Consider the following 22,747-nt stretch of genomic DNA (forward strand, 5'->3'; position numbering starts at 1 on the left):
CGTCCGCCGCGACGCCGCCGAGGCCGACAACGCCGTCCTCGTCGCGCACCGCGCCCGCGAGGTCGTCGCCCGCCGCAGCGCGACCGCGCGCCTCGTCGAGCGCCTCTTCCTCCTTGGCTTCCGCGAGCTGCGCGGGGCGCGCCGGGCCGTCGCTCGCTTCCGCCGCCGCCGGCGGTGCCGGTGCAGCGCGTACCGCGTCGGGGGCTCGCGCCTCCGTCGCGACCACGGGCCGCGCCATCCGGTCGTAGCCGCGCAAGTACAGCGCGCCCGCTACACCGCCGACGACGACCAGCGCGGCCACCGACGCGACGGCCGGGTGGCGCGCCACCGGCTCGAACCACGCGGCGATCCGGGCCCACAGGCCGGGCTCGCGTGCCGGCGCGGCCGGCGCCCGCTGCGCCGCTGCGTGCATCAGCCGCGCCGTCACGGCCGGCGGCGGCTCCTCCTGCTCGAGCGCGCCGAACGCCCGGCGCGTGCGCTCGAGCGCGGCGACCTCCGCCCGCAGGTCCGGATCGGCGTCGAGCCTCTTGCGGAACTCCTCGGCCTCCGATGCGGACAGTTCCCCGTACAGGTAGTCCACCATCAGGGCGTCGATTTCGGCGCTGCGGGGCATCGTTTCGGAACTGCTGAACTCCACTGTAACGCGGCCGCTAGCGAACCGCCACGGTCCGGCGTCTCCGAGCGCGGGCGCCCCCCGGCCGCGACGGGGACGGCGCACGGGGCTCGCCGGCATCGGAGCGGTCGCGTCGCGTCATGCCGGTGTAAACGCGCCGCGCCGGCCCCGGGTCTACCCTCGGTCAGGCCGATTTCCGGCCACTTCCGCGGCGCGCGCTGTATCGTGCCGGCATGTCTGCCTTCCGACCCGATGTGCTCGCCGGCCGCGTCGCCCTCGTCACCGGCGGAGGCACCGGCATCTGCAAGGGAATCGCCCGCGCGTTCGTGGACCACGGCGCCCGCGTGTGCATCACGAGCCGCCGCCAGGAGGTGCTCGACCAGGCCGCGGCTGACATCGGCGGCGATGTGCTGCCAATGGCCGCCGACGTCCGCGACCCCGACCAGCTCGCGCGCGTCGTCGCGGCGGCGGTCGACCGGTTCGGCAAACTGAACACGCTCGTCAACGGCGCAGCGGGCAACTTCCTCGCGCCGACCGCCGCGCTGTCCGCCAAGGGCTTTCGCACGGTCATCGAGATCGACCTGCTCGGCACGTTCCACGCCACCAAGGCCGCGTTCGATCCGCTGCGAGATTCGGGCGACGGCTGTATCATCAACATTTCGGCCACGCTGCACTATCACGGCACACCGCTTCAGAGCCACGCGGCCGCCGCAAAGGCCGGTGTCGATGCGCTCACCCGCAACCTCGCGGTCGAATGGGGGCCGTTCGGCATCCGCGCCAACGCGATCGCGCCGGGGCCGATCGGCGACACCGAGGGAATGCGCCGCCTCGCGCCGGGCGACATCGGCGCGAAGGTCGAGCGCCGCGTGCCGCTGCGGCGGCTCGGCCGCATCGACGACGTCGCCAACGCGGCGGTGTTCCTCGCGTCACCCGCCGCCGCGTACATCAACGGCGCCGTGCTCGTGGTCGACGGCGGCGACAGCGTCGCGCCTGGCCTCGCCGACCTGCTGTCGCCGTAGCGACGAGCCGAGCCGCCGGTCGCGGACGGAACCTCACCCGTGGCGCAACCAGGCCGCCAGCTCGCGCAACGTCGGGCGCTTGCCGTGGCGCAGGATGCCGATGCGGTAGATCCGTCCGGCGAGCCACACGACGACGGCAAGCGACCCGCACAGCAGCGCGAGCGACGCCGCGACGTCGCCGGCCGACGCGCCGCCGAGTACGAAGCGCATCGGCATTAGCACCGGCGACGAGAACGGAATCAGCGTGAGCAGCTCCGCCACGCCGCCGCGCGGATCGTTGGCGACGAACTGCGTGCACACCACCGGAATGACGAGCAGCATGACGACCGGCGTCTGCAGCTGCTGCGCCTCCTGGTCGCTGCTCACCATCGCGCCGATCGCCGCGTACAGCGCCGAGTAAAAGAAGTAACCGAACAGGAAGTACGCCAAGGTCACCGCGACGACGTCGAGCCCGACGCTCGGCAGGTCGACTCCGGCGCCGGAGAAGCCGAACCAGCCGAGGACGATCTCCCGGTACGTGAACAGCAAAAACGCGACGAACGTCCAGATGAACAGCTGCAGCAGGCCGACCGAACCGACGCCGACGATCTTGCCGAGCATCAACGGCACGGGGCGGATCGTGGACACGACGATCTCGACCACCCGGTTGGATTTCTCCTCGACTACGCTGCGCATGATGTTCACCGCGTACAGCAGGATCGCCATGTACAGCAGAAACATCGTCGCGTAGCCGACGACGAACGCACCAGTGCCCTCGGCGGGTTTGCCCGTTCCGGTGGTGAGACGCACGTCGAGGTCGACCGGCTGAGACAGCGCGAGGATCTGCGCGTCGGACAGTCCGTGCAGCCGGGCGCGCGCGACGAACACCGCCCGCTCGAGCAGTTCGTTTTCGATCACCTTCATCAGCGCGACGTTGGACGCGTTCGCGCCGCGATACACCGCCTTGCCGCCCGCGAGCAGATCCTCGGGCAACACCAGATATCCGTCGATCTGGCGCGCGCGGATGCGCTGCTCGAGCTCGGCGATCGGCGTGTCGGGGGGCACGCGCCGGATCGTGAACGGCGACGCGTCGACCGCGAACAACTCGCTCACCCGCTGCGGCGTGCGGTCGATGCACTCGATCGTCACGCCCTGTTCGATCGTTTTCTTGCCGAGGTATGCCGGGACCAGGATCAGCGCGAGCATGCCGATCGGACCGAGGACGGTCACGACGATGAACCACACGGTGCGCACGCGCACCGTGAACTCGCGCCGGCCGACGATCCACCACTGCGGGGTCACCGCGCGCCCTCCGCGGCCGCCGCGCCCACTCGGTCGACGAAAATCTGGTGCAGCGTCGGCTCCACGACCTCGAACCGGCGCAGCGGCACGTCTTCGGCGACGAGCGACCGCAACAGCGCGCGGGCGTCGGCGCCCGGCGTCAGCTCGACCTCGATGCGGTCGCGCACCGGCCGCCATGCCGCCACCAGCGCGTCGTCCCACGGCACGGTCGCGGGGTCGACATCGCCGTCGAACGCGATCGCCACGACGCGATCGCGCGCCGCCTGCCGCTTGATCTGCCCGAGCGGCCCGTCGACCACCTTGTTGCCGCGCGCGATGATGCACACGTCGTCCACGATCTGCTCGGCCTGCTCCATCAGGTGGGTCGAAAACAAGATCGTGCACCCGCGCTGCTTCTGCTCGGCGACGATCGACCGCAGCACTTCGGCGTTGATCGGATCGAGCCCGCTCCACGGCTCGTCGAGAATCAGCAGCTCCGGCTCGTGCAGCACTGCCGTGATGAACTGGATCTTCTGTTGCATCCCCTTGGACAGCTCCTGCACCTTGGCGGATCGCCAATCGGACAGGTCGAGCCGGTCGAGCCAGGCGTCGCCGCGCCGGACCGCGTCGGCCCGCGACAGCCCGCGCAGCTGCCCGAAGAACGCGAGCGTCTCGTCCACGCGCATTTTCGGATACAAGCCGCGCTCCTCCGGCAGGTAGCCGATGCGGCGCGCCGCGTCGCGACCGGGCGCGAGCGCGCCGAAAAGTTCGATCGTCCCCTCGTCGGGGCGAACGATGTCGTTGATCATCCGCAACGTCGTCGTCTTGCCCGCCCCGTTGGGGCCGAGGATGCCGTAGATCGAGCCGGCCGGCACGTCGAGCGACAGGCCGGACACGGCCGTGACGTCGCCGAACCGCTTGGTGACGGCGCGCAGGCGCAGCGCGACGGACACGACGCTACGCCTCCGCCGGCGGATGCGGCGGGCCCCCGAGAAGGTACAGCACCGCCATGCGCACGGCGACCCCGTAGGTGACCTGGTCGAGGATAACCGACCGCTCGCCGTCGGCCACGTCGGGCATCATCTCGACTCCGCGGTTGATCGGGCCGGGGTGCATGACGATCGCGTCCGGTTTGGCGCGGTCGAGCGTGCGCGCCGACAGACCGAAGTAACGCGCGTATTCGCGCGTGTTCGCGAACAGCGGCGCGCCTCCGAGGCGTTCGTTCTGGATGCGGAGCATCATGACCACGTCGGCGCCGTCGAGCGCCGCCGCGAGATCGTACACGACGCGCGTCCGCTCGCGGGTCACATCGCCACCGATCTGCTCGATCCCGCGCGGCATCATCGTCGCTGGCGCGCACAGCCGCACGTTCGCGCCCAGCTTGCACAGCGCCAGCACGTCGGACCGCGCGACGCGAGAGTGCGCGATGTCGCCCACGATGGCGACCTCGAGCCCGGCAATGCGTCCCTTGTGGCGCCGGATCGTCGCGCAGTCGAGCAGCGCCTGCGTCGGGTGTTCGTGACAGCCGTCGCCCGCGTTGATGACGGCCGCATCGACGTGGCCGGCGATCAGGTGCGGCGCGCCCGCCGCGCTGTGGCGCACGACGATCACGTCCGGGTTCATCGCTTGCAGGTTCCGCGCCGTATCGAGGACCGTCTCGCCCTTGGTGCGCGACGAACTCGATCCGCTGATGTTGACCGCGTCGGCGCTCATCCGCTTGGCCGCCAGCTCGAACGACACGCGCGTGCGCGTCGACGGCTCGAGGAACACGTTGAGCACCGTGCGACCGCGCAAAGTTGGCACCTTCTTGATCGGCCGCTCGGAGATGTCGACAAACGTGTCGGCCAGATCGAGAATCTGCAGGATGTCGGCGGCGTCGAGGGGCTCGATACCGAGCAGGTGGCGGTGAGGAAACGCGCGGCGTGGCTCCGTCATGACGTCACGGCGAGTCAGGGCTCGATTCGCGACCGCAACACGATGCGATCGTCCGGGTCGCCGGCCTCGGTGAGGCGAACGCGCACCGAGTCCGACGGTGTGGTCTCGACGGTGAGGCCGACGTAGTCGGCGCGGATCGGCAGCTCGCGCAGGCCGCGATCGACGAGCACCGCGAGCTGCACCGCCCGCGGCCGGCCGTAATCCATCAGCGCGTCGAGCGCGGCGCGCACCGTCCGGCCCGTGTACAGCACATCGTCGACGAGCACGACGCGGACACCCGACAGTTCGAACGGCAGCTCGGTCGGGCCGATCTCCGGACGCGGCAACCCCTCGAACACGTCGTCGCGGTACAGGGTGATGTCGACGGCACCCAGCGGCGGCTCGGTGCCCTCCAGGTCGGCGATGTGGCGCCGGAGCCGCTCGGCGAGAAACAGCCCGCCGGTGCGGATGCCGACCAGTGCGATGTCGACCGCACCGCCGTTGCGCTCGAGAATCTCGTTGGCGATGCGGCGCAGCATCCGCCGGATGCCGTCGGCGTCCGCCAACGTGCGCCGCTCGACCAAGTGGTCGTCTGGCGGCGGACGGCGGGGCGGGCGCGGGTTCACTGGCTCCAGCGAATAACGCGGTCGCGCGCCGCGGTCAAGAGCCCGCCCGCGGTACACTGGGGCCGTGGAGCCCGCTGCGAAGGCCGGCGACATCATCGATGCGCGCTACCGCATCGTGCGCATGATCGGACGGGGCGCGATGGCCGACGTATTCGAGGCCGAAGACACCCGCGACGGCGGGCTGGTCGCGCTCAAACTGCTGCGCGCCGCGGTGGCGCGCGACGCGGTGGCGCGCGAGCGATTTCGCGTGGAGGCGGAGGTCCAACGGCGCATCGTCCACCGCAACGTCGCGCGGATCTTCGACGCCGGCGTGTACCACACCAAACCCTACCTGGCGATGGAGTTGCTTCGCGGCCGGTCGCTGCTCACCGTGCTGCGCCAGGAGCGCACCGTGCCGCCGTTCCGCGCGGCGAGCTACGCATGGCAGGCGCTGCAAGGGCTGGCGGCGACGCACGCCGCCGGGGTGCTGCACCGCGACCTCAAGCCGGCGAACCTGATGCTCGAGCCGTCCGAGGGACCGATCGAACGCGTCGTCCTGATCGATTTCGGGTTCGCGTCGATCGGCGTGGCCACCGGGCTCACCGGCATCGGTTCGGTGGTCGGGACGCTGTCGTACCTCGCGCCCGAGCGGCTGCGCGGCCAGTCGCCGGACGGACGCGCGGACGTCTACGGCGTCGGCGTCATCCTGTACGAGCTGTTGGTCGGGCGCCCGCCGTTCGACGGCGGCGACGCGGAGATCATGCGCGGCCACCTGCAAGTCGAGCCGGTGCCGCCGTCGCGCGTCGCCCCCGATGCCGACATCCCACCGGCGCTCGAGCGCGTCGTCCTGCGCGCGTTGGCGAAGTTCCCGGAGTCGCGGTTCGGCAGCGCCGCCGAGATGGCCGACGCGATCGAGGCGGCGCTGTAGGGCTTTGCGGCGGCGCGTGGGCGCCGGCGCGCCAGCGACCTCGCGGGATGCGCGGCGAGGATCGCTGCCACACCGGCGCGCGCGAGGACGCGCGCCGCCGAACGGCCCGCGCCCGCGCGCCGCTGGTCGGCCGCGCATCGCAACCGGGCCCGACCGCGATGTGCCACGCCCCGCTATGCGTGCTCGCGCGCGAACTCCGCGACGGCGGCGTCGAACGCGCGCGGCGCGTCGGCGTGCATCATGTGGCCGGCGCCGGTCAGGGTAACGCGCCGCACGTTCGGCAGCGCCGCCTCGAGCGCCGCCAGCGCCGGCGCGAAGTAGGCCGGCGACCGATCGCCTCCGACGAGCAGGACCGGACACGCCACCGCGGCGAGGGCCGCGTAGTCGAGGTCGTAGGCGGCCAGCGCCGCCGCGTCAGCCCGGATCTGGCGGTGCAGCGCGGCGGCGCGCTCGCGCACGCGGCGCGGCAGGCGCGCGTAGGCCTCGTCGCCGAGCACGGCGCGCAAGAACACCGCCGCTGCAGCGGGTCCGCCGCGCTCGCGGTACACGTGGTCGAACCGGGCGAGGAACGCATCGAGGTCGCCGGCGGCCGGCGGTGCGATGCCGCGGGCGGCGAGGAACGCGCGGGCCGGTCCCGGCGGCAGCGGCGGTTCGCACAACACCGCGCCGCGCACGCGCGCCGGCCACGCGCGCGCAAGTTCGAGGGCGACGACCGCGCCGAAGCTCGAGCCGACCACGGTGCACGGCGCCAGGCCGTGGCGTTCGATCAGGTCCGCCAGGTCCGCGGCGTGGTCGCCGACGGTGATTCCGTCGTCCGCCCGCCTCGTGTACAGCAGCAGCCGGCACGAGCGCGCCAGCGTACGGCGTTGGATCGCCCACGCCTCCGCGTCGGTCGCGCTGCCGTGGACGAGCGCGACGGGCGGACCGGCCCCGACGACGCGCGCACTGAACGCGGCGGCGACCGCGCTCGGAGCCGGGTTCAACTCGGACGTCACGCGATCAACTCGCGTCCGCGCCGCCCGCCCCCGGATCGCCGCCAGGCGCCGGCTCCGCGAGCCGCTGCGTCGCCTCCTGCAGCGCCGCTTCCGCCCCGCTCAGTTGGGCGAGCGCGCGCTCGGCCGCATCGCGCTCCGGGTCCACCGCCGGCCGCGCCGGTCGCTGTGCGACGAACGCACGCAGTCGCTCGCGCGCCTCGCGCACCGCGTCTCGCGCCTGGCGCGCCGCCGCCGCGGCCGCTCCGAACGTCTCCTTCACCGGCACTTTCACGGGATCCTCGCGCGCCTCCCCGCGTGGTTCGCGTCCTCGCACCTCCATTATAGCCCGGCCAGCGCGTCCGGATCGGTCACCGGCTCGAGGCACGTCTGCCCGCGACACACGTACGCCCGCGCGCGCCCGTCGGGCGCCGGCTCCTTGCCGGCGAGCACCGACGGCGCAGCCCACGGACCGGCGAGGCACCGCGCCGGCGCATAGGCGCGGCGCGTCGCCGCGAGCAGCGCCTCGCGCCCCGCGCCGGCGGTCACGACCACCTGTTCGCCGTGCAGGTAGTCGTCCGCCGCCGCGAGCAGCCGGGCCGCGACCAGCGGCGACAGGTCGCGCGCGCGGCGCGCCAGGTAGCGCTCGGCCAGGTCGACCGAACGCGTGTCCCCCGCGACGTGCCCGATCCGGACCAAGTTCGCCACCGTGACCGCCGCGCCCGACGGCAGCGCGCCGTCGTGGTGCGACTCGGGCCGGTGGATGAGCGCGTCGCCGCCGTCGTCCGGCGTCAGGTAGAACACGCCGCCGTCGACATCTTCATAAAACCGGTCGACGACCGCGGCGACGAGCGCGGCGCCGCGATGCCACCACGCGGCGTCCTCGGTGAGTTCGGCGAGGCGCAAAAACGCCTCGGCGCAAAACGCGTAGTCGTCGATCGTCCCGTCGAGATCCTTGCCGAGCACCCGCGCGACGCGATCGCCGTCGACCATGCGCTCGGCCAGGAACCGGCCGACCCGCAGCGCCAGCGCGCGCGCCGGTTCGTACCCGGTCGCCTCGTACGCGCGGACCAGCCCGGTGACGGCCAGCGCGTTCCACGCCGCGAGCACCTTCGTGTCCGTCGCCGGGTGCACGCGCCGGTCGCGCACCTCGAACAGCGCTGCGAGCAGCCGGTCGATGCGCGCCTCCTCCTCCGGGTCGCCGTCGGGGGTCACGCGCCGCAGGTGCGTCGTGCCCCCCTCGAAGTTGCCGGCGTCGGTGACGCCGAACGCGCGCGCGATCACCTCGGCATCGTCCGGCCCGAGCGCGTCGCGCAGCTGCGCCGGCGTCCATACGTAGTACTTGCCTTCCTCGCCCTCGCTGTCGGCATCCTGGCTCGCGTACAGACCGCCGGACGCGTGCGACATCTCGCGCACCAGCCACGCGGTCGTCTCGCGGATCACGCGCTCGTAGCGCGGGTGGCCGGTGAGCGCGAACGCATCGCCGTAGATCGCGAGGAGCTGGGCGTTGTCGTACAGCATCTTTTCGAAGTGTGGGATGTCCCAACGCTCGTCGACGCTGTAGCGGGCGAACCCGCCGCCGACGTGGTCGTACAGGCCGCCCCGGGCCATCGCCATGCACTGGCGCAAAAACGCCTCGCGCGCCGGCTCCCCGTGCGGCAGCCGCCCGGCGCGGGCGAGCAGCGCGTGAGCCGACGACGACGGGAACTTCGGCGCGCCGCCGAAGCCGCCGTGGTGCGGGTCGCTGCGCTGCACGAGGAAGCGTCCGGCGGCGACGATCGTGTCGGTCGACAGCGCGGCCGGCGACGCGCCGCCGGCGCGCCCGCGGTAGTGCGCGTCGATCGCGCGCAGCCCGTCGAGGATCGCGTCGACGTTGTGCTGCACCTTGTCGCGCTCGTTGCGGTACAGGTCGGCCAGGATGCGCAGAACCTGGCGAAACCCCGGGCGGCCGTAGCGCTCCTCGGGCGGGAAGTAGGTGCCGACGAAGTACGGCTTTCCGTCCGGCGTGCACCACGCCGACAGCGGCCAGCCGCCGCCCTGGCCGAGCACTTGAATGGCGGTCATGTAGATCTGATCGACGTCCGGCCGCTCCTCCCGGTCCACCTTGACGTTGACGTACAGCTCGTTCATGAGCGCGGCCGTCTCCGGGTCCTCGAACGACTCGTGCGCCATGACGTGGCACCAGTGGCACGCCGCGTAGCCGATCGACAAGAAAATCGGCTTGTCCTGCCGCCGCGCGGCCTCGAACGCCTCCGGCCCCCACGGATACCAGTCCACCGGGTTGTCGGCGTGCTGCAACAGATACGGCGAGGTCTCGCCAGCGAGTCGGTTAGGCATTTGCAAATCCCTTGAATGATTGGAAAAACGCCCCAAAGCCGCGGTTGACCCGCCGGGGCCGGTCAGCTAAAAGAGCGCACCCATTACGTGAGTAGCACATGACCAGCGAAACCCCGCCCGACAACGTCCAGCCGATCGCGCTCGAGGAGGAGATGCGCTCGTCCTTCATGGACTACGCGATGAGCGTGATCGTGTCCCGCGCGCTGCCAGATGCGCGCGACGGCCTCAAGCCGGTTCACCGCCGCATCCTGTATGCGCAGCGCAACCTGTCGAACTATTGGAACCGGCCCTACCTTAAATGTGCGCGCGTGGTCGGCGACGTGATCGGCAAGTACCACCCGCACGGCGACGCCGCCGTCTATGACGCGCTCGTGCGCATGGCGCAGGACTTTTCCATGCGCTATCCGCTGATCGACGGCCAGGGCAACTTCGGGTCGATGGACGGGGACCCGCCCGCGGCGATGCGCTACACCGAGTGCCGCATGTCGCGGCTGGCGTCGGAGCTGCTCGCCGACATCGACAAGGAAACCGTCGACTGGCAGCCGAACTACGACGACAAGGAACTCGAGCCGGTCGTGCTGCCGGCCAAGTTCCCCAATCTGCTCGTCAACGGCTCGTCGGGCATCGCCGTCGGCATGGCGACCAACATCCCGCCGCACAACATGGGCGAGGTCATCAACGCCACCCTGGCGCTGCTGCGCGATCCGGACGTGAGCGACGACGTGCTGCTGTCGCTCGTGCCGGGTCCCGACTTCCCGACGGGCGGCATCATCCACGGCCGCGAAGGCATCTTGCGCGGATACCGGCTCGGCCGCGGCAGCATCGTCGTGCGCGGCCGCGCGACGATCGAGGAGATTCGCAAGGACCGCGAGGCGATCGTGGTCCACGAGATCCCGTACATGGTCAACAAGGCGCGCATGATCGAGACGGCCGCGCAGCTCGTGCGCGACAAGAAGCTCGACGGCATCTCCGACATCCGCGACGAATCCGACCGCACCGGCGTCCGCGTCGTGTTCGAGCTCAAGAAGGACGCGAACGCGCAGGTGGTGCTCAACCACCTGTACAAGATGACGCCGCTGCAGACGAGCTTCGGCATCAACATGCTCGCGATCGTCGACGGGCGGCCGCAGGTGGTCACGTTGCGGCGCGCGCTGGAGGTGTTCATCGAGCACCGGCGCGAGGTGGTCACGCGCCGCTCGCGCTACGAGCTGCGCCAGGCGCGCGAGCGGCGTGAGATCGTCGAGGGCCTCGGGCTCGCGGTCATCCAGATCGACCGCGTGATCGACATCATCCGGTCGTCGAAGGACACCGACGAGGCCAAGGCGAGACTGCTGCAGGAAAAGATGGGCGGACTCGACGGGTTCCTCGAGCGCGCCGGCCGCCCCGCCGAGGAGGTCGAAGCGGCGCGCGCCGCCGGATTCACCTACCTCACCGAGCGTCAGGCTCAGGCGATCCTCGACATGCGACTCGGTCGCCTCACCGGCCTCGAACGCGAAAAGCTCGAAGCCGAATACAAGGAGCTGTGGGAAAAGACCGACTACCTCGAGGGCATCTTGCGCAGCGAAACCCGGCTGCGCGAAGTGATCCAACAAGAACTCGAGGACGTGCGCGATCAGTTCGCCGACGAGCGGCGCACCGAGATCGTCGACGACGGCGCGGAGATCCACATCGAGGAACTCATCGACCGCGAACAGATGGTCGTCACGCGCACGCACAAGTCGTACATCAAGCGCACGCCGGTGTCCGAATACTCGGCGCAGGGCCGCGGCGGTCGCGGCATCTACGGAGCCGCCGCATCCGCCGACGACGACTTCGTCGCAGACCTGTTCGTCGCCAACACGCACGACGACTTGCTCATCTTCACGAACACCGGGCGCGTCTACTGTCGCAAGGTGTACGAGCTGCCGGCCGGCGCGCGCACCGCGCGCGGCAAGACCATCCAGCAGGTCGTCGAGATGCAACCGGGCGAAACCGCGCTCGGCATGCTCGCGATCAAGGAGTTCGACCCGAACCTGTTCGTGTTGTTCGCGACCGAGTCCGGCGTCGTCAAGAAGACGCAACTGAAGGCCTACGCAAACGTGCGCCGCACCGGCATCAAGGCGATCAACATCGACGAGGGCGACCGCCTGGTCGACGTGCGCCTCACGACCGGCGACATGGACGTGCTGCTGTGCACCCGCAACGGCCAGGCGATTCGGTTCTCCGAGACGCAGGTGCGGCCGATGGGCCGCGAGGCGCGCGGCGTCCGCGGCATCGCGTTGCGCGACGGCGACGCGGTCGTCGGCATGGGCGTGTTCGAGCACGACGCGGCCGACACCGTCGCGATCGTGTGCGAACGCGGCTACGGCAAGCGGACGGCGCTGTCCGAGTTTCCGCGCAAGAACCGCGGCGGCTACGGCGTCATCGCGATCAAGACGACGTCGCGCAACGGCCCGGTCACCGGGGTCCGCGTCGTGTCGGACAGCGACGAACTCATCTTCATCTCGAGCGTCGGCAAGCTGATCCGCGTGCGCGCGGCCGACATCTCCGTGCTCGGCCGACCGACCCAGGGCGTGCGCATCATGCGCGTCGGTGACCAAGAGATCGTCACGTCGATGGAGCGGCTGGCCGACGCCGACGACGACGGCGGCGCCGACATTGAACGCGCGACGCCCGACGCGGCGGACGACGACGACGACGGCGACGCGGCTCCCGAGCCGGCCGACGACGACGCGACGGTCCCGCACGAGCTCGACGCCGGCGAGACGGAGCGCGTCCCGGCTCCGCCGCTCGGCGACGGCGACGGTCAGGAGGACGGCGATGCGTGAATCGGCCCGGTTGTTCGAAGCGTCGCGCGCGGTCATCCCCGGCGGCGTCAACTCGCCCGTCCGCGCGTGCGGCTCGGTCGGCGCCGACCCGCTGTTCATCTCGCACGGCGACGGCTGCACGATCTACGACGTCGACGGCAACGCCTACGTCGACTACGTCTGCTCGTGGGGGCCGCTCATCCTCGGCCACTGCCACGAGGAGGTGCTCGACGCGATCGCCGACGCCATGCGTAGCGGCACGACCTTCGGCGCGCCGACCGAGCTGGAGCTCGCGTTCGCGCAGGCCGTGGTCGACGCGGTGCCGTCGATCGACAAGGTGCGCGCCGTGTCCAGCGGCACCGAAGCGACGATGTCGGCGCTGCGGTTGGCGCGCGGGTTCACCGGCCGCGACAAGATCGTGAAGGTCGACGGCGGCTACCACGGGCACGCCGACTGTCTGCTGGTGGCGGCCGGCTCGGGGGCGGCGACGCTCGGCATCCCGGGATCCGCGGGCGTGCCCGCGGGGGCGGCCGCGGACACGCTTCTGGTGCCGTTCAACGACGTCGCCGCGGTCGAAGCCGCCTTCGACGCGCATCCCGACCAGATCGCGGCAGTCATCGTCGAGCCCATCCCGGGCAACATGGGCGTCGTGCCGCCGGCACCGGGGTACCTGCAGGCGCTGCGCGACCTCACGGCCGCGCGCGGCGCGCTCCTGATCTTCGACGAGGTGATCAGCGGCTTCCGCGCCGCGTACGGCGGCGCGCAGCAGCTCTACGGCGTCGTGCCGGACCTCACCTGCCTCGGCAAGATCGTCGGCGGCGGGCTGCCGGCCGCAGCGTTCGGCGGGCGCGCCGACATCATGGACCGCCTCGCGCCGCTCGGGCCGGTCTACCAGGCCGGCACCCTCAGCGGCAACCCGCTCGCGATGGCGGCCGGCGCCAAGACGCTGGAGATCCTCCGGCGCCCGGGCACGTACGACCGCCTCGAGGAACTCGGCGCGTTGCTCGAGCGCGGCCTGCGCGAGGCGGTCGCCGCGGCCGGCGTGCCGGCCTGCATCCACCGCGTGGGCTCGGTGCTCACCCTGTTTTTCTGCGAGGGTCCCGTGACCGATTACGCCAGCGCGAAGCGGGCGGACACCGGGCGGTTCGCAGCGTTTTACCGGGCGATGCGCGACCGGGGGATCTACCTGCCGCCGTCGCAGTTCGAGGCCTGGTTCCTGTCGCTGGCGCACGGAGAGGACGAGATTGCCCTAACCGTCGAAAAAGCCACGGAATCTTTGAAACTGATCGCCGGCTGAGCGGCATCTTTCAACCGGATTGACGACCCTCGCCGCACCGTGTTACGAGTGCGCGCCGAACGGAGGCCCGCATCGACGAGACGTCCAGGACCCACGCTCAGCGCACCATCCGCCGCTTCTGGCGCGCCGCCTCGCTCGCGTCCGTCGGACTCGAGATGGGGATCGCGGTCGCCATCGGCTGGTGGATCGGCCGCTGGCTCGACGACCGATTCGGCACGACCCCGTGGTTGATGGTGCTGTTCGTGCTGTTCGGCGTCGGCGCCGCGTTCAAGGCCGTCATCCGCACCGCCCAGGACATCCAGCGACACCAGCAATCCGAAGACGACCCGGACCGACCATGAACCCGCGCACCCTCGCGCGCATCGAGCGCATGAACTACGCCCTCACCGCCGGTGCGGCGGTGCTGGGTGCGCTCGTGCTCGACCGGCCCCATGCGATCGGGCTGACGGTCGGCGCGCTGGTCGCGAGCGTCAACTTCTCGGTCATCCGCCACCTCGTCGGCCGGCTGTTCGACCGGCGGGACGCGGCCGCCGCGAGCCGGCGCCGCGCGGCGATGCTGTTCATCCCGAAGATGGCCGCACTGATGGCGGTCGTGTTCGTGGCCATCCACTACCTGCCGCTGTCGGCGGTCGCCTTCGCCGTCGGCTTCTCCACCTTCATCCTGTCGATCGCGATCGAATCGATCCGGTTCGCCGCGACGCACTGACCCGGCTACGACCATGGGCGAACACGATACCTGGTACGACCTACTGTACAGCTTCCCCGGCTTCGAGCAGGCCTCGCGGTCGCTGCGCCACTGGCTCGGGCGTACGCCGGACGCCGAGTACTCGTGGAAGTGGCTCATGTTCGGTGACTCGCACTGGACGCTCACCCACGTCTTCGGCGCGTTGCTCGTGTTTCTGTTCGTCCTCGTCGGCGCGGTGAAGTTCCGCGCGGCGATGACCGGCGACGACCGCCTCGTTCCGCCCGGGCGGCTGAGCCTGCGCAACGTGTTCGAACTGCTCACCGAAGCCACCTTCAACATGATGGCCGGGGTGATGGGCGAAAAGAACGCCAAGCGGTTCTTGCCGCTCATCGGATCGCTCGCGCTGTTCATCCTGTTTTCGAACCTGTTGGCGCTGATTCCCGGCTTCGCGCCGCCGACCGACACGCTCAAGACCAACCTCGCGCTGTCGGTCGTCGTGTTCCTGGCGACTCACTACTACGGGGTCAAGGAGCACGGACTCGCCTACTTCAAGCACTTCATCGGGCCCATGCCGGCGCTCGCGCCGCTGATGCTGCCGATCGAACTCATCAGCCACATCGCACGCCCGGTATCGCTGGCCTTGCGCCTGATGGGGAACATGGCTTCCGACCACAAGGTCGTCGCCTCGTTCTTCGCGCTGGTGCCGCTCCTGATCCCGGTGCCCTTCCTCGTCCTCGGAACGCTCGTCTCTGTCGTCCAGGCGCTCGTGTTCTGCCTGTTGTCGACGGTCTACATCTCGATGGCGGTCGCGCACGACCACTAAACACAACCAGGGAGTCCAGTACCAATGACACGCAAATCCAAGTTCCTCCTCACGTTCACGATGAGCCTTCTCGCGATGGGCCTGAGCGCTGTCGCCTTCGCGCAGGGCGACGCCGCGGCCCTCGACCCGGAAGCGGCCACGGCCGTCGCCAAGTTCGACGCCGCGGCGTGGGTCGCCATCGCGTCGGCTGTCGCGATCGCGCTGGCGGCATTCGGCGGCGCGCTCGGTCAGGCCCGCGCGGCGGCGACCGCGCTCGAGGGCATCGCGCGCAACCCCGGCGCCGCCGACAAGCTGTTCACGCCGATGATCCTGGGGCTCGCGCTGATCGAGTCGCTCGTCATCTACGCGCTCATCATCGCGTTCCTGCTCGTCGGCAAGGTTCCGAGCCTGTAGGCCCGGCACCGCTGGCATCGACGCCCGGTCGCGCATTGCCGCGGGTTGCGGATGCGCGCTGCGCGCCGATGGGCGGTGTCCGCCCGCACGCCGGTCGCGGTGCGCCGCTTCGGGCGCGCCGCGCGGACGCCGAACGGCCCGCGCAGCGCGCACGCGGCGTCGCCCGCCGGACTCGCCGGCGGCGGCCGCCGCCCGAGCGGTCGCCGGCGCGTCACGGAACGAGGGCGGTTCACCGTCCGTCGAAACAGCCTCGCACGGCCCGAGCCGCGCGGGGCTGTTTCGTTCCGGCGCCGGGCTGCCGCCGGTGCGCGCACGGGCGCCGCGGCCGTCTCGCCACTACGCCGAGTCGCCGGCGACCAGCGGGCCGCCGACCACGCGCAGACCACGCCCCCCCGCCCGCACGTACGCGCGGTCGACGCGCAAGCGCACCACGACCCGGAGCCCGCCCCACTTGCGGGCGCCGGCTTCCGCCTCCACCTGCGCGGCGGCCCGCTCGGCATCTCGCCACGCGGCGATCACCGCGGCGGCCGTGTCCGCGTCGGCGACGCGCACGCCCACCAGGCTGGTGGGCGCCGGCTCCGACACCGCCAGCCCGGCCTCGCGCAGCGCGCGCAGGAGGACCTGTCGCGCGGCCGCCGCGGCCCCGTCGACATCCCGCGCTCCGGGCCGCGGCGCCGCGGGGATCAGCTCCACGAACACGCCGACCGCGGCGCGCACGTCGGCCGGCGCTCCGCCCGGCGGCGACGTGTCGGCGGCGGCCGCCGCGCGCAGCGCATCGCACAGATCGACGGCCGACGAAAACCGCTGCGCCGGATCCTTCGCCAGCGCCCGCAACACGACGCGCTCGACCGCCGCGGGAATCGGCGCAAATCGGCTCGGCGGCGGCGGCGGCGCCGTGGCGTGGAGCATGGCCACGTCCACCGGACCGCGCCCCTCGAATGGGTAGCGGCCGGACAGCAGGAAATACGCGAGCACGCCGAGCGCGTACACGTCCGTCCGCGCGTCGACGGTGCCGCCGCACACCTGCTCGGGCGCCATCGCGCGCGGCGTTCCGATGCGGCGCCGACTGCGGGTGAGCCGCGCGAGGCCGTCGCGCGTGAGCAGCCGCGCGACGCCGAAGTCGACCAGTTTGACCCGCTCCGCGCCGCCGCGCCGGTCGATGAGCACGTTGCTCGCCTTGATGTCCCGATGGATCACCCCGACCGCGTGGGCCGCGTGGGCGGCGCTGCACACCGGCGCCACCAGTTCGATCGCTCGCGAAAGCGGCAGCGGCCCCTCCCGTTCGACGACCTCGTCCAGCCGCGGGCCGTCGATCCGCTCCATCGCGAAGAACGGCCGATCGCGATAGTGGCCGAACTCGTACACCTCGACGACGTTCGGGTGCGCGATGGACGCGACGGAACGAGCCTCGGTGACGAACCGCTGCACCATCTCGGCCGACTGCGACAGCTCCGGGTGCAGTACCTTCACCGCGGCGCGACGGCCGAGGACGCGATGCTCGGCCTCGTACACGGTCCCGCACCCGCCGGCGGCGATCTCGCTCCGCACGATGTAGTCGCCGACGAGATCGCCGGCTGCGATGTCCCGCTCGACCGGGCACGGCGGCACGGGCGCCGCCCCGTCGGGCGGCAACTCCACCGTGCTGTGCTCCGGCAGGGCGCCGAGGGACTGCGGACACGCGGAGGGGTCGTACGACGACATGCGCTTGCGGTGTATCGCAATCGCGGCGGAGGCGCCGTAGGTGAAATCCCCCTCATGCCGCAAGTTGTTCCGCACTGCCGACGTGTGCCGGCAACGCGGCCGGCCCCACCATGTAGACTGCGCCCACCGATGCCCCGTTCGACCGACACGGCTCGCCGTGCGCCTGCACGCACCGGGGCCGACTCGACCCGCACCGAGGCCATCTCGGGCGCAGACTCGGTGCGCGACCTGATCCGTCGCTTCCGCGTCGAGGTGTTCGCCGGCCCGGACGCCGGCCTCGCGCGCACATCCGACGGCCCGCGCATGCTCGTCGGCAGCCACCCGACGTGCGACCTCGTGTTGTCCGACCGCGCGGTCTCGCGTTTTCACTGCGAGATCGCGGTCGACGGCGCGACCGCGACGATTCGCGACCTCGACAGCCGCAATGGCACACGCGTCGACGGGGTCGACGTCGTGCAGGCGCGAGTGCGCAACGGGTCCACCATCTCGGTCGGCCGCGATCAGCTGCGCTTCTACCTCGGCGAGGACCACGTGGCCGTGCGCCTCGCCAACCGCGACCGGTGGGGCAAACTGGTCGGTCGGTCGCGGGCGATGCGCGCCGTGTTCGCCGTACTCGAACGCGCGGCGGCAACCGATGCGACCGTGCTGCTGTACGGCGAGACGGGCACGGGCAAAGAAGCCGCCGCCGAATCGATTCACGCCGAGAGCGCACGCCGACGCGGCCCGTTCGTCGTCGTCGACTGCAGCGCGATCCCGTCGACGCTGATCGAAGCCGAGTTGTTCGGCCACGCAAAGGGCGCGTTCACCGGCGCCGAGGCCGATCGCGTCGGCGCCGTCGAATCGGCCAACGGCGGCACCCTGTTCCTCGACGAAATCGGCGAACTGCCGGCCGCGCTTCAGCCGGCCCTGTTGCGGGTGCTCGAGCGGCGGGAGATCAAGCGGGTCGGCGAGCCGTTCTACAGGCCGGTGGACGTTCGCGTCGTCGCCGCGACCAACCGCGACCTGCGCGCGGAGGTCAACGCAAACGCATTCCGCGCCGACCTGTACTACCGGCTCGCGGTCATCACGGTGCGGTTGCCGTCGCTGCGCGAGCGCCGCGACGACATTCCGCTGCTCGTCGCCGAGCTACTGTCGCGCGCCGGCGTCGACGGCGACGCCGCGGGCTTGGTGACCGATCGGTTCCTGTCGGACCTGCAACGCTACAACTGGCCGGGCAACGTGCGCGAGCTGCGCAACCACGTCGACCGGTGCCTTGCGCTGCGAGAACAGGTCCCGCCCGGTACGGACGCCACCGAGGTGCCCGGCACGGACAGCGGCGCCGTCGACCTGACCGTGCCACTGCGCGTGGCCCGCGACGAATGCGCGCGCGCATTCGAGCGGCGCTACCTGCAGGCCGCGCTCGACCACCGCGGCGGCAACGTGACCGCGGCGGCCCGCACCGCCGGCATCGACCGCGTGTACTTTCACCGGCTGCTGCGACGCCACGGCCTACGGTAGCGGGCCGCGACCCCGGCCGCTGCGCCATCCGGATCGCACGACGCCACGGCCTCGAGCAGCTCGCGGCGTCGGATCGGTCGCCGGGGCTTCCCTTGCGTCCGCGGCCCGTCGAGCCGGCGACGCCATCGCGGCAGCGGATCGGCGCGAGGCGGTGCCGCGCCTCTGTGATCTGAGTCATGGTTGACAGCGGTCGCACCGATTCCAATATGATGCGTGGCCATCCGGCAACATGAGCGCGGGCCAGATCGGCGGCGCGACCTCCGCCGTCGGCCTGTACGGAAAAGGAGTGGACGACGACAGATGAGGCGTTCGATTGAGTTTGGTTCGTGTCTGGTGGTCCTTTTCATTGCAGCCTGCTCGGGAGACGCCGGCTCGTCGGGCGGCGTTGACGCCGGCGACGACGTCGACGCCGGCGGCTGCGCTCCCGGCAGCGGCCCCACGTATCACTCCGGCGTGATCGATAGCGACGAGACGTGGACCGCGGCCACCAGCCCGCACGTCGTACGGGCAACCGGCGGGCGGCTGGTCGTCCGCAACGGCGCCACGTTGACGATCGAGCCCTGCGTCGAGGTCCGGCTGGAGGAAGGCGCCAGCATCACCGTCGGAGAGGGCGGCGAAGCGGGGCATCTCGTGGCCGTGGGCACGGCGGCGCAGCCGATCGCCTTCCGCGACGACGGCGCCCGCTGGGACCAGCTCCTCGTCGAGGCGCCCGGCGAACTCCGGCTGGCGTACGCCACCTTCACCGGCGGCGGCGGCGACTCCATCACGTACGACGGCGCCACGATCGTCGTCGATGGCGACTCCGAGCCGCCGTTGGATCCGATCGCGTTCGTCGACCACGTGCGCGTCGAGAACTCAGCCGGCTACGGCATCCTCGTCCGCCGCACGGGCGCGTTCGTCGACGGCTCGGCGGACCTCGTCGTGACCGGCTCGGGCGCCGACCTTGCCGACGCCCCGGCCCCCGTGCTCATCACGGCCGAGGCGATCGGGACGCTGCCGGAGGGTGACTACACGGGCAACGCCGTGGACGAGATCCGGATCGAGCATGGCCCCGCGAACAGCGCGATCACGGTGGACACCACGTTCGCCGGCCGCGGCGTGCCGTACCACGCTCCCGAGGGCATCACGGTCGCCCGGGCCATCGGCGCCGAAGCCGACCCGGCGCCCACTCTCACCGTCGAGCCCGGCGTGACCATCCAGTTTGGGCCCGGCAGCGAACTCGCCATCGGGACCGACACGATCGATCACGGCACGCCTGGCGGACTGAATGCAGTCGGGACCGCCGATGCTCCTATCGTGTTCACGTCGGACGCCGAATCCCCCGCCGCCGGCGATTGGGTGGGCATCGTATTCCGCGAGCCGCCGCAAGGTGCGACCAACGCGCTCGAGCACGCCGTCATCGAGTACGCCGGAGGCGACTGCTCGTGCGGGGGCTGGTCTTGTCCGGCGGTGCTCTCCGGGGACGACCAGGACCTTCCCGAGGATGCGGCCGTACTCATCTACAGCTGGCCGCCGCCGGCGTCGTTCATGACGAACTGCACCATCCGGCACAGCGCGGGCTGGGGCGTGCTGCGCGGCTGGACGGGCGCCGCGATCGACTTCGAAGCCGGCAACACGTTCGAGGACGTGGCCTACTGCGCGCAAACGACACCGCAGAGCCCGGGCGCCGAACCGTGCCCCGGGTCGCCCTATACCTGCACGCCGTAGCGCCATCGGACGCATACGCCGCCGCGTGGGGCCTGCGCGTCGGCTCGTTCCGGGCCGGCACGCAGGCCCCACGTGCCGCCGCCATCGCGGTACCATCCATCATGGTGCCGCTCACGGTCGACGATCTGTACGCCCTCGCGCCGGGGGAAAAGCACGGTAAGCGCCGAACCGGTGACGACTCTCTGTGTCCCGTCGCGGCGCTCGCATTCGATGACGAAGGCGGCGTGCACACCGTCGTGCGCATCGTCGACCCGGACAAGAAGGATGTCGTGCTGTACGACGCGGTTCGGCACGCGCCGTGGGATCGGATCGAGTCGCTGCTCCTGTCGCCGACGGGCGATCACATCGCCTACGCCGGCAAGAAGGGCAAGCAGTGGCACGCGGTGGTCGATGGTCGCGAGGGTCCCCCGTTCGACGAAGTGATGCTGTTCGAGCACGGCCCCGGCGGCCGCATCGCCTACATCGGTCGCACCAAGAAGCGCTGGCACGCCGTCGTCGACGGCGACGTCGGCGAGGCGTTCTCCAAGGTCGACCCTCCCGTCTGGTCGGCCGCCGACGGCGGTTTCCGCTACGCCGCCAACCGCGGCGGCAACTTTGACCGCTACGGGCTCGGCGGGGGCGGCACCTGGGCGTTTTTCGTCGACCGCCGCGAGGTCGACGGTGCGGCGCCGGCGCCCGTTGACCGCTGGCGGGTCGAACGCGTCGACGGCGGGCAACGGGTCTCGGTCGACGGCGTGGCCGGCGATGTCCTCGACGTGGTGGGCTACTTCGCGCAAAGCGACGACGGCGCTCACTGGGCGTATCTGGGCGACCGCGGAGGCGTGCGCTACCTGATCGTGGACGGCGACGTGCGCGACGAGTTCGAGCCCGGGATCGAAACGGGGCCGGTGTTCAGCCCCGACGGTTCGCGCCTCGCCTACTACGGCGAGCGCGACGGTCAGCCGTTCGCCTGCATCGACGGCGAACGCGTCGGAGGCAATTGGGACGGGGTGGACGCGATACGGTTCAGTCCCGACTCGCAGCGAGTGGCCTTCGTCGCGCGTGACGGGACCGACCAGCGTTGGGTCGTGGACGGCCAACCCGGCCCGCTGTTCGACGAGCTCACCTACGACATGCACGACACCCCGTTTACCTGGAGTCGCGACAGCCGCCACTTCGCCTACGTCGGCGCGCGCAAGAAAAAGCACGTCATCGTGGTGGACGGGGAACCCGCCGGCGATCCGTTCGTCGAGTTGGTGACCTGGCAGCGCGACCCGGCCGGCGACCGCATCGTCGGGATCGCCCGGACCAAGCCGGGATTCGTCCGCGCCGAAGTCGATCTGCGCTGAGCGACCCCCACGCGGTCGCCATACCTCCCGTCAACGGTCGCGCACCCCGGCTCGCTCGCCGAGCACGCGCGCCAAAGCGCCGGTGCCCGGTGTCAGCGGAGCATACCTCGTGCGGCATGACGTCGACGCCCCCGGCCCGCACCGCGACGCCGCGCAATCCGCGATCGATACGAGCCGGCGAGCGGGCTACACGGTTCGCGCCGTCGGCATCGCGGGCAACAAGGCCACCTTGTTCAGTTCGGTCTGAACGATCGCCTGGCCGATCACGTGCAGGAAGAACAGCAGGAGGAACGCCACGGCTGCGCTCATGCTCTTGCCGGTGACTCGCTCTACGCCCGTCGACCACCGCCACATCCACCAGATGTTGACGAGCGGCACGAACACCAGCCAAGCCGTCGGGATCCCCGCACCGCGCGCGTTCATGTCGTTCGTCGTGCGAAAGAGCCAGACCACGCTTGCGATGCCGCAGGTAATCACAAACAGCACGAGCCACAGCGCAATGTTGTGTTGCCGCATACTGCTTGCCTCCGTCGACCTGACGATCACGGCCGCTCGCCGCGCACCGGCCGGCGGCCGCGCCTGCGCGGCGAGCAAGCCATAGCGAAGCCTGTGGAACCGGGCAACGTCCGGACGGGGCCGCTGAAGGCCTCGGTCGCGCCGATGGGAACGCATTCACTCGGCGCACGCGACGCCGCGGCGCACACCGGGACGACCGCGGAGCCGGCGCGCCCGGGCGCGAAGACCGGGCGCGCCGTCCCGGCCGGGGAGGGGGCGCGACGGGGGGACGCACGCTCAGGAGATCAATCGGAACAGCGAAACGGCCGGTCGTGGCCAGCCCGGCGGCCCATGCCGCACGGGCTGGCCACTGCCGCGCCATCGGTTT

21 protein-coding genes are annotated in these 22,747 nt (G+C 71.3%); 11 read left to right on the forward strand and 10 right to left on the reverse strand.

Translation table 11 applies throughout. From position 1 onward, the window contains the following. A partial coding sequence (locus tag D6689_07980) for a hypothetical protein (GenBank protein RMH42463.1) occupies window positions 1-613 on the reverse strand: 613 nt, incomplete at its 3' end. A 233-nt stretch (window positions 614-846) separates the two neighbouring features. Here D6689_07980 and D6689_07985 point away from each other — a divergent pair. Next, the gene (locus D6689_07985) at window positions 847-1,632 is read left to right on the forward strand and encodes an SDR family oxidoreductase (GenBank protein RMH42464.1); all 786 of its coding nucleotides are present in this window, start codon (window positions 847-849) and stop codon (window positions 1,630-1,632) included. 33 nt (window positions 1,633-1,665) lie between these two features. Here the strand turns inward: D6689_07985 and D6689_07990 are convergent, their stop codons facing one another. Genes D6689_07990 through pyrR form a run of 4 tightly spaced genes read right to left on the reverse strand, consistent with a single transcriptional unit; the run spans window position 1,666 to window position 5,525 of the window. Further along, entirely contained in the window at window positions 1,666-2,913 is a 1,248-nt protein-coding gene (locus tag D6689_07990) for an ABC transporter permease (protein RMH42465.1), read from the reverse strand. After that, a complete protein-coding gene (locus D6689_07995) occupies window positions 2,910-3,869 on the reverse strand; it encodes an ATP-binding cassette domain-containing protein (protein RMH42466.1) in 960 nt (319 codons plus the stop codon). The genes D6689_07990 and D6689_07995 overlap by 4 nt, the downstream gene beginning before the upstream one ends. Next, complete coding sequence (locus D6689_08000) at window positions 3,850-4,827, reverse strand: aspartate carbamoyltransferase catalytic subunit (protein RMH42467.1); 978 nt, start codon at window positions 4,825-4,827, stop codon at window positions 3,850-3,852. Before D6689_08000 ends, D6689_07995 begins: the two co-directional genes overlap by 20 nt. Window positions 4,828-4,841: 14 nt before the next feature. Next, window positions 4,842-5,525, reverse strand: a complete 684-nt coding sequence (gene pyrR / locus D6689_08005; GenBank protein RMH42490.1) for a bifunctional pyr operon transcriptional regulator/uracil phosphoribosyltransferase PyrR — start codon at window positions 5,523-5,525, stop codon at window positions 4,842-4,844. A 28-nt stretch (window positions 5,526-5,553) separates the two neighbouring features. Between pyrR and D6689_08010 the strand changes: the two genes are divergently transcribed. Beyond that, window positions 5,554-6,339: a serine/threonine protein kinase gene (locus tag D6689_08010; protein ID RMH42468.1), complete on the forward strand. Its 786-nt coding sequence runs from the start codon at window positions 5,554-5,556 to the stop codon at window positions 6,337-6,339. 173 nt (window positions 6,340-6,512) lie between these two features. On the opposite strand, the gene D6689_08015 is transcribed toward D6689_08010, so the two are convergent. The 3 genes from D6689_08015 to D6689_08025 are packed head-to-tail and all read right to left on the reverse strand — an operon-like array spanning window position 6,513 to window position 9,647. Beyond that, window positions 6,513-7,379, reverse strand: a complete 867-nt coding sequence (locus tag D6689_08015) for an alpha/beta hydrolase (GenBank protein RMH42469.1) — start codon at window positions 7,377-7,379, stop codon at window positions 6,513-6,515. Beyond that, the gene (locus tag D6689_08020; protein ID RMH42470.1) at window positions 7,339-7,647 is read right to left on the reverse strand and encodes a hypothetical protein; all 309 of its coding nucleotides are present in this window, start codon (window positions 7,645-7,647) and stop codon (window positions 7,339-7,341) included. Before D6689_08020 ends, D6689_08015 begins: the two co-directional genes overlap by 41 nt. 5 nt (window positions 7,648-7,652) lie before the next feature. Next, a complete protein-coding gene (locus tag D6689_08025) occupies window positions 7,653-9,647 on the reverse strand; it encodes a thioredoxin domain-containing protein (protein RMH42471.1) in 1,995 nt (664 codons plus the stop codon). A gap of 98 nt (window positions 9,648-9,745) precedes the next feature. Here D6689_08025 and gyrA point away from each other — a divergent pair, with 98 nt between their 5' ends. The 6 genes from gyrA to D6689_08055 all read left to right on the forward strand — a co-directional run bounded on the left by gyrA (window position 9,746) and on the right by D6689_08055 (window position 15,631). After that, on the forward strand, window positions 9,746-12,454 hold the full coding sequence (gyrA, locus tag D6689_08030) for a DNA gyrase subunit A (protein RMH42472.1): 2,709 nt from the start codon (window positions 9,746-9,748) through the stop codon (window positions 12,452-12,454). After that, on the forward strand, window positions 12,447-13,730 hold the full coding sequence (gene hemL, locus D6689_08035; GenBank protein RMH42473.1) for a glutamate-1-semialdehyde-2,1-aminomutase: 1,284 nt from the start codon (window positions 12,447-12,449) through the stop codon (window positions 13,728-13,730). The genes gyrA and hemL overlap by 8 nt, the downstream gene beginning before the upstream one ends. A 155-nt stretch (window positions 13,731-13,885) precedes the next feature. Next, window positions 13,886-14,071, forward strand: coding sequence for an AtpZ/AtpI family protein (locus D6689_08040; GenBank protein RMH42474.1), 186 nt, complete (start codon window positions 13,886-13,888; stop codon window positions 14,069-14,071). Next, window positions 14,068-14,436, forward strand: a complete 369-nt coding sequence (locus D6689_08045) for a hypothetical protein (GenBank protein RMH42475.1) — start codon at window positions 14,068-14,070, stop codon at window positions 14,434-14,436. The genes D6689_08040 and D6689_08045 overlap by 4 nt, the downstream gene beginning before the upstream one ends. A 13-nt stretch (window positions 14,437-14,449) precedes the next feature. Next, window positions 14,450-15,238 (forward strand): ATP synthase F0 subunit A, encoded by a 789-nt coding sequence (gene atpB / locus D6689_08050; protein ID RMH42476.1) that lies wholly within the window; start codon window positions 14,450-14,452, stop codon window positions 15,236-15,238. Window positions 15,239-15,262: 24 nt separating this feature from the next. Next, window positions 15,263-15,631 carry a F0F1 ATP synthase subunit C gene (locus tag D6689_08055; GenBank protein ID RMH42477.1) on the forward strand — a complete coding sequence of 123 codons (369 nt, stop codon included), beginning with the start codon at window positions 15,263-15,265 and terminating at the stop codon, window positions 15,629-15,631. A gap of 336 nt (window positions 15,632-15,967) precedes the next feature. Here D6689_08055 and D6689_08060 read toward each other — a convergent pair whose 3' ends face one another. After that, window positions 15,968-17,332 carry a serine/threonine protein kinase gene (locus D6689_08060; GenBank protein ID RMH42478.1) on the reverse strand — a complete coding sequence of 455 codons (1,365 nt, stop codon included), beginning with the start codon at window positions 17,330-17,332 and terminating at the stop codon, window positions 15,968-15,970. Between the two features lie 129 nt (window positions 17,333-17,461). Here D6689_08060 and D6689_08065 point away from each other — a divergent pair, with 129 nt between their 5' ends. From D6689_08065 to D6689_08075, 3 genes are all read left to right on the forward strand, one after another. Continuing rightward, entirely contained in the window at window positions 17,462-18,829 is a 1,368-nt protein-coding gene (locus D6689_08065) for an FHA domain-containing protein (protein RMH42479.1), read from the forward strand. A gap of 333 nt (window positions 18,830-19,162) precedes the next feature. Beyond that, window positions 19,163-20,536, forward strand: a complete 1,374-nt coding sequence (locus D6689_08070) for a hypothetical protein (GenBank protein RMH42480.1) — start codon at window positions 19,163-19,165, stop codon at window positions 20,534-20,536. Window positions 20,537-20,637: 101 nt separating this feature from the next. Continuing rightward, on the forward strand, window positions 20,638-21,864 hold the full coding sequence (locus tag D6689_08075) for a hypothetical protein (protein RMH42481.1): 1,227 nt from the start codon (window positions 20,638-20,640) through the stop codon (window positions 21,862-21,864). Between the two features lie 186 nt (window positions 21,865-22,050). Here the strand turns inward: D6689_08075 and D6689_08080 are convergent, their stop codons facing one another. Beyond that, entirely contained in the window at window positions 22,051-22,536 is a 486-nt protein-coding gene (locus tag D6689_08080; protein ID RMH42482.1) for a DUF4234 domain-containing protein, read from the reverse strand. Window positions 22,537-22,747 lie beyond the last annotated feature (211 nt).

The sequence above is a fragment of the Deltaproteobacteria bacterium genome (genome assembly GCA_003696105.1).
Lineage (GTDB): Bacteria > Myxococcota_A > Polyangia > Haliangiales > J016 > J016.

Coding starts and splice junctions, on each gene's coding strand:
- D6689_07985 (RMH42464.1), top strand. CDS start 847: ATGTCTGCCTTCCGACCCGATGTGCTCGCCGGCCGCGTCGCCCTCGTC.
- D6689_08000 (RMH42467.1), bottom strand. CDS start 4,827: ATGACGGAGCCACGCCGCGCGTTTCCTCACCGCCACCTGCTCGGTATC.
- pyrR (RMH42490.1), bottom strand. CDS start 5,525: ATGTCGCCGGCCTTCGCAGCGGGCTCCACGGCCCCAGTGTACCGCGGG.
- D6689_08010 (RMH42468.1), top strand. CDS start 5,554: ATGATCGGACGGGGCGCGATGGCCGACGTATTCGAGGCCGAAGACACC.
- D6689_08025 (RMH42471.1), bottom strand. CDS start 9,647: ATGCCTAACCGACTCGCTGGCGAGACCTCGCCGTATCTGTTGCAGCAC.
- gyrA (RMH42472.1), top strand. CDS start 9,746: ATGACCAGCGAAACCCCGCCCGACAACGTCCAGCCGATCGCGCTCGAG.
- hemL (RMH42473.1), top strand. CDS start 12,447: ATGCGTGAATCGGCCCGGTTGTTCGAAGCGTCGCGCGCGGTCATCCCC.
- D6689_08040 (RMH42474.1), top strand. CDS start 13,886: ATGGGGATCGCGGTCGCCATCGGCTGGTGGATCGGCCGCTGGCTCGAC.
- D6689_08045 (RMH42475.1), top strand. CDS start 14,068: ATGAACCCGCGCACCCTCGCGCGCATCGAGCGCATGAACTACGCCCTC.
- atpB (RMH42476.1), top strand. CDS start 14,450: ATGGGCGAACACGATACCTGGTACGACCTACTGTACAGCTTCCCCGGC.
- D6689_08055 (RMH42477.1), top strand. CDS start 15,263: ATGACACGCAAATCCAAGTTCCTCCTCACGTTCACGATGAGCCTTCTC.
- D6689_08060 (RMH42478.1), bottom strand. CDS start 17,332: ATGTCGTCGTACGACCCCTCCGCGTGTCCGCAGTCCCTCGGCGCCCTG.
- D6689_08065 (RMH42479.1), top strand. CDS start 17,462: ATGCCCCGTTCGACCGACACGGCTCGCCGTGCGCCTGCACGCACCGGG.
- D6689_08075 (RMH42481.1), top strand. CDS start 20,638: ATGGTGCCGCTCACGGTCGACGATCTGTACGCCCTCGCGCCGGGGGAA.
- D6689_08080 (RMH42482.1), bottom strand. CDS start 22,536: ATGCGTTCCCATCGGCGCGACCGAGGCCTTCAGCGGCCCCGTCCGGAC.